The organism is Planktosalinus sp. (assembly GCF_059864935.1).
On sequence record NZ_JCBCCK010000369.1, the window covers coordinates 1 to 8,488 of the forward strand.

Genomic DNA, 8,488 nt, shown 5'->3' on the forward strand with positions numbered 1-8,488 from the left:
TAGGTCATGTAGTTCTAAGTCAGTTAAAACTCACCTCTACCCACTCACCTCTCAAAACTAATCTACATTCCCGTTCTAATGGCTTCAACAGGGTCCAGCCTTGAGGCGGAAATGGCAGGAATAATCCCGGAAACAAGTCCAATCAACCCAGAAATGATGGTCCCGATCATCAGGTTGGTAAAAGAGACCACAAACTGGAAATCGCCCGTAAACATAGACGCAAGCACAGAGGCTACCCAGACCAAAAACAACCCGATTAATCCGCCGATGATTGCCAAAATAACCGCTTCAAACAGGAATTGGTACAGAATAAACTTGTTTTTGGCCCCCAAAGATTTTTGAATACCAATCAGGTTGGTGCGTTCTTTTACTGAAACAAACATTATGTTGGCAATACCAAAACCCCCTACCAAAAGTGAAAACCCACTAATGATTAATCCCATAAAATTAAGTTGGGTAGAGAGGTTGTCTATCATATCTGAAAAGCCTTTGAGTTCGTTGATAAAAAAAGTGTCAATATCATCGGGTCTTAAACCCCTTGATGCCCGTAATCGTTGTTTTACCGTACTTATAAATTCGTCCTGGTCAACGCCTTTGTTTGGTTTTATCACAATCTGTGGAAATGAATTTCTATTGTTGCTGCCAAAAATGCGGCGTGCTACATTCACCGGCAAATAAACGGCACTGTCTTTTGAGTTTCCAAACAAGCCGGCGCCTTCTTTTTTAAGAACACCAATTACAGCAAACTTCATTCCATACATCCTGACTATTTTCCCGATGGGGTCAGCGTCACCGAATAAATTTCTCGCTATTTCATCACCCAGCACAATGACTTGGGAACCGCTGTTGGATTCTGATTCATTAAAAAACCTGCCTCGTGCAAGCTGAAGGGCTTCTATTTGGTAGTACTCGTGAGTAATGGCACCTATCTGAACATTGGAAACTGTTTTTTCCTCAAACCTGATAGTTTCCGGCGGCACATTTACCCCGTAAGTTATGGCTTCGGCATCAGCCAAATTTCTAACCAGGTATTGGTATTCCTCATATTTCACGGCAGGGAATTGCTCCCTTCGCCATCTGGGTATGGTAGTAGGCCCAAACGAATAGTGAGCAACAATAAGTGTACTGTTATCGAGTCCGCTAAAACTTCCTTGAACTTCCTTTTTCAGTGAATCTACAGCGGCGAGAATACCGATAATGGAAAAAATACCAATGGTCACCCCAAGTAACGACAAGAATGTGCGCAGCTTGTTGTTTACCAGCGCACTGATGGCAAAATTAAAACTCTCTTTTAAAAGCCTGAGGTAGATGACCATTCCGGTATATTTAATGCTTTTTCAGCTTCAGAAACATAGGACGAAAATTAATGAAAAAAGTTACAAAGTTTTATAAACAATAGCGCCCAATTTTTCAGATTTTTCCTTGTAAATACCTACTTTTGCACTTTAAGCAACAACCCAATGAACGATTTAAAAAAGGCAACTTCAGCACTAGTTTCTGTGTTTAGTAAAGACGGATTGGCTCCAATAGTTGAAAAACTTCACACTTTAGGCATCACACTTTATTCTACCGGAGGCACAGAAAAGTTTATTAAAGATTTAGGCATTCCCGTGACACCCATTGAGGAGGTCACTTCTTATCCTTCCATCCTTGGCGGAAGGGTTAAAACCCTGCACCCCAAAGTGTTTGGAGGTATTTTAAACCGTCAACACGTTCCAAGCGATGTGCAGGAAATGGAGCAATATGAAATCCCGCAAATTGACATCGTGATCGTGGATTTGTATCCTTTTGAAAAAACCGTTGCCTCCGGGGCTTCAGCTGAAGATATTATCGAAAAAATCGACATAGGCGGTATTTCCCTGATCCGCGCTGCCGCGAAAAACTTCGCAGACACGATTTGTGTTTCATCTGTTGAAGACTATGCTGAATTTTTAGATTTGCTAAACGCCAAAAATGGCTCAACTTCACTGAAAGACCGCAGACGATTTGCAGCAAAATCGTTTCATATTTCGTCACACTATGACACCGCCATTTTCAACTATTTCAACACCACCGAAAACATTCCTGCCCTGAAAGTGAGCTACGGAAAAGGCCGGGAATTGCGTTATGGTGAAAATCCGCATCAAAAAGGATTTTTCTTTGGTGACTTTGATGCTATGTTTGATAAACTGCACGGAAAAGCACTTTCATACAACAACCTGCTTGATGTAGATGCTGCCATAAATTTGATGGACGAATTTGATGGTGAAAAACCCACATTTGCCATTTTAAAACACAACAACGCCTGTGGCATTGCCCAACGTGACACTGTTTTGGAAGCATACAATGCCGCTCTTGCCGGCGATCCGGTTTCAGCTTTCGGCGGAATTTTAATCAGTAATACAGCCATTGATGCTACTTCAGCTGTTGAAATCAACAAACTGTTTTGTGAGGTGGTGATAGCACCTTCTTTTTCGCGTGAAGCGGAAGAAATATTAATAGAAAAGAAAAACAGGATCCTTCTTGTTCAAAAGGAAACAGCCTTACCAAAAAACCTCATTAGAACGTCATTGAACGGAGTTTTAGTACAGGAAAAAGATTTAAAGACAGATAGTCTATCAGATATTTCCCACGCCACAGACAATAAACCTACAAACAGCGAGTTAGAAGACTTGATCTTTGCTTCAAAAATTTGCAAACACACCAAGTCAAACACTATCGTTTTGGCTAAAAACAAACAACTTTGTGCTTCGGGAACCGGGCAAACCTCCAGGGTTGATGCCTTGAGACAAGCTATTGACAAAGCAAAATCTTTTAATTTTAATCTTGATGGAGCAGTAATGGCCAGTGATGCCTTTTTCCCGTTCCCTGATTGTGTAGAGATTGCAGGTAAAGCAGGTATTACAGCTGTCATTCAGCCGGGTGGTTCAATCAAAGACCAGTTGAGCATTGATTACTGCAATGAAAATCAAATGGCTATGGTATTTACAGGAACACGCCATTTTAAACATTAATTTTTTTACATTTGTCTATTGCACCAATTTGAAGCCATAAATAATTTTAATTCAGACAACTAACAACACTATGGGATTTTTTGATTTCTTGACCGAGGAAATTGCCATTGACCTTGGAACCGCAAACACACTAATCATTCACAACGACAAAGTGGTTGTGGACAGCCCGTCTATTGTTGCACGTGACAGGATAAGCGGAAAAATCATTGCTGTGGGAAAAGAAGCTGCCATGATGCAGGGAAAAACCCATGAAAACATCAAGACCATTCGCCCGCTGAAAGACGGTGTTATCGCCGATTTTGACGCCAGTGAAAAGATGATTAACATGTTTATTAAAGACATCCCTGCATTAAAGAAAAGATGGTTCACGCCCTCTTTGCGCATGGTAATTTGTATTCCCAGCGGTATTACTGAAGTGGAAATGCGAGCGGTTAAGGAAAGTGCAGAACGCGTAAACGGGAAAGAGGTCTATTTAATTCACGAACCCATGGCTGCTGCCATTGGCATTGGCATTGACATTATGCAACCCAAAGGAAATATGGTCGTGGATATAGGTGGTGGAACCACTGAAATTGCCGTTATCGCCCTGGGCGGAATTGTTTGTGACAAATCGATAAAAATTGCCGGTGATGTGTTTACAAACGACATCGTATATTTTATGCGTACACAGCACAACCTCTATGTGGGTGAGCGCACTGCAGAAAAAATAAAAATCCAGATTGGTGCCGCTACTGAAGACCTTGAAAACCCACCGGAGGAAATGTCTGTTCAGGGGCGTGACTTGCTTACCGGAAAACCCAAACAAGTGCAAACCTCTTACAGGGAAATTGCCAAAGCATTGGACAAGTCCATTTTACGTATTGAAGATGCCGTTATGGAAACCCTGTCACAAACCCCACCTGAACTTGCAGCCGATATATACAATACGGGAATCTATCTTGCCGGCGGTGGCTCGATGTTGAGAGGACTTGACAAACGCCTTTCACAAAAAACAGACCTCCCCGTGTATATTGCTGAAGACCCTTTGAGGGCTGTGGTAAGGGGAACAGGGATTTGCCTGAAAAACCTCAACCGTTACCGAAGTATTTTGATTAAGTAATTAGATAGGGGTTTTTAATTCCTCAACTTATGTAGGAATTACCCGGAGAAGCCTTAGGTCGTTTCTTCTTGAAAAATCGTAAATTTACAAAGTGAAACAAAGGTTATACATTGATACATCGGTTTTTGGGGATACTTTGATGATGAATTTTCAGAATATACCATTCCTCTTATTAGCAGGATTAAAAAAAAAGAGTTTATATTGCTATTTTCGGAAGTGACTCAAGATGAACTTGAAAGTGCCCCGGAAAAAATTAAGGAGTTTGTAAAAAGCTTTAGTAAAGAAAATACCGAATATCTTGAAATCTCAAAAGAAGCAATAGAATTAGCTAATAAGTATGTAACAGAACAAGTGGTGGGAAAAACAAGTTTTGCAGACTGCCTGCATATTGCTTTAGCAACAATAACAAGAGCAGATTATTTGGTAAGTTGGAATTTCAAACACATAGTAAATATTCAAAGGATAAGAGGCTATAATTCCATAAACATAAAAAACGGTTATCAATATTTAGAGATTCGTTCACCTAGAGAATTTGAAATACATGAGGACAATTGAAAAAAAGTTTGACGCTGTTTTATATATGCGCCAACAACGGGATCGGTTAAGCAAAAAGTTATCTAAAATGTCCGAAAACGAAATTATAGATTACTTCAGAAAAAAAAAGGCACATTCAAAAATAAAACCTTGTGACTGATTGCGGTTCATTTTTTATTCATACTTGGAAAAATTCATCTTCCGGTTTAGAATTGTTTACTTTTTATAGGATTTTTCACTATGCAACAGATTATTAATTTTTTTATCCGAAATAAAAATTTTCTGTTGTTTTTGTTTTTGTTGGCTCTTTCGCTAAGCTTTACCTTCCAGTCAAATACCTTTCACAAAAACAAATTTGTAAGTTCAGCCAATTACATCACCGGAAATATTTACATCATCAAAAATGATATCACCACCTATTTTGGTTTACGAAAAGAAAACGAGCTCTTGCTTGAAGAAAACAGCCGCTTAAAAAACCTCTTGCAACTTTCAGAAACCGAAGCTGTCGCCCTTACCGATTCAATTTTTGATCTGCTGGATTTTGTCTATCGCCCGGCAGAGGTTATCAACAACAATTTTTCGAGAAGAAACAACTACCTCACCCTAAAATCCGGAGAAAAGCAAGGAATTGAGCGTGCAATGGGCGTTATAACCAGCAACGGAATTGTAGGGATTACAGACCAAGTAAGCACCAATTTCTCTACAGTAATGTCTATTTTAAATTCGCGTTCCAGCATTAGTGTAAAATTAAAAACATCGGGGCATTTTGGCTCTTTGGTTTGGGATGGCAAAGACCCCAATGTTATGCAACTCACAGATATTTCAAGGTTGGCACCGGTTGCTGTGGGCGATACAATTACCACTGATGGGCGTTCAACTATTTTTCCGAAAGGAATTCCCGTGGGTACAGTAAAAGATTTTACCCTTGATCAAAGTCAAAACTTTTTTATTATAGACATCAAACTGTTCAATGACATGACCCGTACAGAAAATGTCTATGTCATTGAAAACCGCAGGGCAGATGAAATCAGGGAATTAGAAGCACACATTCCAAATGAATAACGATGTACTCTTAAATATCGCCCGATTTGTAGCCTTGGTCTTGGCCCAGGTGTTTGTTTTTGACAACATCCACCTTTTTGGCTTCATTAATCCCTATGTATATATCCTGTTTCTGGTACTTTTCCCTGTAAGGGTAAACACAATGCAGTTTTTGTTTTTGGGGTTTTTGCTGGGTCTAACTATGGATTTTTTCTCAGACACCGGGGGCATACACGCCGCGGCTTGCCTTGTGGTGGCTTATCTTCGGCCAATGTTTCTCAGGTTTTCTTTTGGTGTTAGTATAGAATACAACTCCATTAAAATTTCGAATACGCCCAAGGGAGGTCGTCTAACCTATATTTCCCTGATGGTTTTGACACATCACCTGATTTTATTTTTCTTGGAAATTTTCAGCTTTAAACACACACTTTTTATTCTAAAATCTGCGTTATTTTCAAGTATTTTTACTATACTGCTGTCACTGGTTCTGATGGTCATTTTCAGCACTAAAAAAAGATGAGAAAACTGTTGATTTTTGGTTTAGTGATTTTGAGTGGTGTGGCATTTACCGCAAGACTGCTCTATCTTCAGGTGTTTGACAGTGATTTGAAAATCAGGGCCGAACTCAATGCTGTTTCAAAAGTATATGACTTTCCACAACGGGGTTTTATTTTTGACAGAAATGGTGAGTTGATGGTCTCAAACCAACCCTCCTATGATGTCATGGTCATTCCTAATGACGTAAAAAATCTGGACACACTTGCTCTTAGCAATTTACTAAAAATCACAAAAGAACAATTAAAAACCAGTCTGCAACGTGCAAGGGTTTATTCTCCCAGACTGCCTTCTGTGGTTTTGCCACAACTTACTAAAGATGAATATGCCCATATTCAGGAAAATATGTACCGCTTCCCGGGGTTTTACATTCAAAAACGGGCGTTAAGGGATTATCAGGTCAATCATTCTGCAAATGTATTGGGCTTTATTTCTGAAGTAACACCAAGAAACATCGAACAAAATCCTTATTACCAAATGGGTGATTTGATTGGCCGTACCGGTGTTGAATCTCAATATGAAGAAGTTTTAAGAGGGCGAAAAGGCGTGATGTTTATTCAGAAAGACCGTTTTAACCGTGACCTTGGCCCATATAAAGACGGTATTTATGACACGCTCCCACAACAGGGAAAAGATTTAACCCTAACTATAGATGCAATATTACAGGAATATGGTGAGTTGCTGATGCAAAACAAGCGTGGCGGCATTGTTGCCATAGAGCCAAAAACCGGGGAAATTCTTGCTTTGGTCACAGCTCCGGGTTACGACCCCGCATTGCTTGTGGGCAGGCAACGCTCCAGAAACTACACTAGGCTATATTATGACAGCATTGCCAAACCTCTTTATGACCGGGGCTTGCTGGCAGAATACCCGCCGGGTTCGACATTCAAAATGATAACCGGTCTTATCGCGCTACAGGAGGGAGTTGTAACTGAACGTGAAACCGTTTTTTGCAATATGGGTTTGCGATATGGTCGCGGGGCCTTCATGGGTTGCCATGCCCACGCCAACCCGGTGAATTTACACAATGCTGTTTACCACTCTTGCAACACCTATTTTGGAACGGTATATCAAAAATCCATCAATAAATACAACACCCCACAGGAAGGCATGGACGCCTGGGAAAATCACCTGAGAAGTTTTGGGCTTGGCGGTTTTTTAGGCAACGATTTACCCACCGGCCGCCCGGGAAGGGTTCCCAATACAACCTATTACAACCGGATATATAACTTTCCTACACACCGCTGGTATGCTACGGCAACCATTTCTAACGCAATTGGTCAGGGTGAAATTGACACCACGCCCATTCAGCTGGCCAATTTGACTGCGGCCATTGCCAACAAGGGCTATTACATAACTCCACATATTTTAAAGGATATTGAAGGGAACGCTACTAAAGATTCCATATATACAAAAAAGAATCACACAACCATTGACCCTAAATATTTTGACCCCATCATTGAAGGCATGTTTGATGTGTACAATAAGGGAACAGCCAGGGCTTTGCAAGTACCTGGGATTGAAATTTGCGGTAAAACCGGTACTGCGGAAAACTTTACCCGCATTGACGGAAAACGCGTGCAATTGACAGACCATTCTATTTTTGTGGCTTTTGCACCTAAGGACGACCCGCAGATTGCCATTGCTGTTTTTGTTGAAAACGGATATTGGGGTGGCCGCTATGCCGGGAGAATTGCCAGTTTAATGATTGAAAAATACCTGCGCGGTGAGATTACCCGCAAGGATATGGAAACCTGGATACTCAACAACAGTCTGGAAGATGAATATGCCAAGCCGTTAAGTGGAGAACCTTTTAGAATCAACCAATAATGCAAAGCAGCTCCCGAATAGGAAAATTTGACTGGACGACGATTTTTTTATATTTCGCACTGGTGATTATCGGGTGGTTTAATATCTATTCTGCTTCGCTTTCAGATGCTTCAGAGGTGTTTTTTAACTTTGAATATCCGTACAGTAAACAATTAGTCTTTATTGGCTTAAGTGTTTTTTTGATTGTTTTCATTTTGGCGGTGGATTCAAAATTTTACGAACGTTTTTCGAGTTTAATTTACTTAGTTGGTCTTTTATCACTCCTTGGTTTATTTATTTTTGGAAGCACCATAGCCGGGCAACGTGCCTGGTACAATTTTGGGGGCATGAGCCTGCAACCCGCCGAATTTGTAAAAGCTGCCACGGCACTCGCCATGGCCAAATACCTCAGTGACATACAAATCAACCTCAAGGAGTTCAAAGACCAGATTAAAGC

8 protein-coding genes are annotated in these 8,488 nt (G+C 40.6%); 7 read left to right on the plus strand and 1 reads right to left on the minus strand.

What is annotated here, in order from left to right; translation table 11 throughout:
- Positions 1–62 precede the first annotated feature (62 nt).
- On the minus strand, positions 63–1,316 hold the full coding sequence (locus AC6F75_RS11555; protein ID WP_500715169.1) for an ABC transporter permease: 1,254 nt from the start codon (positions 1,314–1,316) through the stop codon (positions 63–65).
- A gap of 144 nt (positions 1,317–1,460) precedes the next feature.
- On the opposite strand from AC6F75_RS11555, the gene purH reads away from it, so the two are divergent.
- From purH to rodA, 7 genes are all read left to right on the plus strand, one after another.
- Positions 1,461–2,993 carry a bifunctional phosphoribosylaminoimidazolecarboxamide formyltransferase/IMP cyclohydrolase gene (gene purH, locus AC6F75_RS11560; protein WP_500715170.1) on the plus strand — a complete coding sequence of 511 codons (1,533 nt, stop codon included), beginning with the start codon at positions 1,461–1,463 and terminating at the stop codon, positions 2,991–2,993.
- A 70-nt stretch (positions 2,994–3,063) separates the two neighbouring features.
- Positions 3,064–4,092 carry a rod shape-determining protein MreB gene (locus tag AC6F75_RS11565; protein WP_500715171.1) on the plus strand — a complete coding sequence of 343 codons (1,029 nt, stop codon included), beginning with the start codon at positions 3,064–3,066 and terminating at the stop codon, positions 4,090–4,092.
- A gap of 201 nt (positions 4,093–4,293) precedes the next feature.
- Positions 4,294–4,647 (plus strand): PIN domain-containing protein, encoded by a 354-nt coding sequence (locus AC6F75_RS11570; RefSeq protein WP_500715172.1) that lies wholly within the window; start codon positions 4,294–4,296, stop codon positions 4,645–4,647.
- Positions 4,648–4,866: 219 nt separating this feature from the next.
- Positions 4,867–5,688, plus strand: a complete 822-nt coding sequence (mreC, locus tag AC6F75_RS11575; RefSeq protein WP_500715173.1) for a rod shape-determining protein MreC — start codon at positions 4,867–4,869, stop codon at positions 5,686–5,688.
- Entirely contained in the window at positions 5,681–6,187 is a 507-nt protein-coding gene (locus AC6F75_RS11580; RefSeq protein WP_500715174.1) for a rod shape-determining protein MreD, read from the plus strand. The genes mreC and AC6F75_RS11580 overlap by 8 nt, the downstream gene beginning before the upstream one ends.
- The gene (gene mrdA, locus AC6F75_RS11585; RefSeq protein ID WP_500715175.1) at positions 6,184–8,052 is read left to right on the plus strand and encodes a penicillin-binding protein 2; all 1,869 of its coding nucleotides are present in this window, start codon (positions 6,184–6,186) and stop codon (positions 8,050–8,052) included. The genes AC6F75_RS11580 and mrdA overlap by 4 nt, the downstream gene beginning before the upstream one ends.
- The coding region (gene rodA / locus AC6F75_RS11590) for a rod shape-determining protein RodA (protein ID WP_500715176.1) at positions 8,052–8,488 on the plus strand (437 nt) is incomplete at its 3' end. The genes mrdA and rodA, both read left to right, overlap by 1 nt.

Coding starts and splice junctions, on each gene's coding strand:
- purH (WP_500715170.1), top strand. CDS start 1,461: ATGAACGATTTAAAAAAGGCAACTTCAGCACTAGTTTCTGTGTTTAGT.
- mreC (WP_500715173.1), top strand. CDS start 4,867: ATGCAACAGATTATTAATTTTTTTATCCGAAATAAAAATTTTCTGTTG.
- AC6F75_RS11555 (WP_500715169.1), bottom strand. CDS start 1,316: ATGGTCATCTACCTCAGGCTTTTAAAAGAGAGTTTTAATTTTGCCATC.
- mrdA (WP_500715175.1), top strand. CDS start 6,184: ATGAGAAAACTGTTGATTTTTGGTTTAGTGATTTTGAGTGGTGTGGCA.
- AC6F75_RS11565 (WP_500715171.1), top strand. CDS start 3,064: ATGGGATTTTTTGATTTCTTGACCGAGGAAATTGCCATTGACCTTGGA.
- AC6F75_RS11580 (WP_500715174.1), top strand. CDS start 5,681: ATGAATAACGATGTACTCTTAAATATCGCCCGATTTGTAGCCTTGGTC.